We start from the raw sequence: 1,262 nt of genomic DNA on the forward strand, positions 1-1,262 counted from the left end.
TCACACTGCGATGTGCCGCCATCGCGTTGGGGGTGGTGTGGCTGGGGCTGTACATCGTCGTGCATCAGCACGGGGAGGCGTTCGCGTTGATCACCGGCGGCACCATCACGGGGCTCGGGGTGGGGGCGATGCACTACTCGGGGATGTACGCGATGAAGACCGATGCGATGGTGGCATACGACCCGTGGGTGGTGTTGCTGTCCATCGTGATCGCGGTGGTCGCCTCCATCGCGGCGCTCTGGTTCACGCTGCACGTGAGCGGCATCGTCTCCACGGTCAGTGCTGCGCTCATCATGGGTGTCGCGGTGTGCGGCATGCACTACACGGGGATGTTCTCCATGCACGCGCACGTGGCGGCGCACATGCACGCGCCGTCGGGGGCGCAGCCCGCGCAGCTGCTGACGCCGTTGATCATCGCGGTCAGCATGGCGACCATGATCCTGCTGTTCCAGGTCGGGATCACCGAGATCGACGAGCCGGACCTGAGCCGCATCCGCGGGCAGTACGCCAGCCGGTTCTGGCCCGCGCGCCGCGCCGGGAGCCCGCCCATGGCCGACGAGTACCCCACCGACACCTTCGACGCCCGGCATCGGCAGTGGTGAGACACACCGCGACGGTCGTGGCCCGACGGTCGAGATGTTGATCTCATGAACGCCCGCATCGCTCCGCACACCCTGGGGAAAGGACCGTCATGCCCGCCGCGATCCGCACGGTGACCATTGCCCGCCCGATCGACCAGGTCTTCGCGTTCTTCGCCGATGCCACCAACAGCGCGCGGTGGCGCGGTGGCGTCAAGGAGATCACCGCCGAAGGCGAGCCGGCCGTGGGCACCGTCTATCGCCAGACGATCTCCGGGCCGGTCGGGCGCGGTATCTCCGCCGATGTCGAGATCACCGAGTTCCTGCCGAACCGGACGGTGGTGCTGCACGGCATCGCCGGACCGCTGCGGCCCACTGTCACCTACACATTCGTGCCGGTCGGAGAGGCGGCCACCGAAGTGACGTTCTCACTGTCGGCGCAGTTGTCCGGTTGGAAGAAGCTGCTCATGAGCGGACCGGTCCAGAGGACGATGACCGCGGACGTCTCGGGCCTGGATCGCGCCAAGACGCTGCTCGAAACCGGGGCGGCGTAAGGCTCTTCGGTCAGGCCCCGGCTCAACCGGCCTGGACGGCCGGGCGGTCCGGGTGGTCCCAGGCGACGAGGACGTCGGCTCGTTCGGGGTGCTCGCGCTGGAATTCCAGCAGCCCGTCCACGGTGAACCC

General features: G+C 68.1%; 2 protein-coding genes. Both read left to right on the forward strand.

Annotated features, from left to right (window positions below):
• Window positions 1–602 (forward strand): MHYT domain-containing protein (locus ACIRS4_RS37470; protein ID WP_404204630.1); only part of this gene is annotated, 602 nt, incomplete at its 5' end.
• Window positions 603–691: 89 nt separating this feature from the next.
• A complete protein-coding gene (locus ACIRS4_RS37475) occupies window positions 692–1,132 on the forward strand; it encodes an SRPBCC family protein (RefSeq protein WP_404204632.1) in 441 nt (146 codons plus the stop codon).
• Window positions 1,133–1,262: the final 130 nt, after the last annotated feature.

This window comes from Streptomyces sp. NPDC101166, from assembly GCF_044768125.1.
GTDB lineage: Bacteria > Actinomycetota > Actinomycetes > Streptomycetales > Streptomycetaceae > Streptomyces.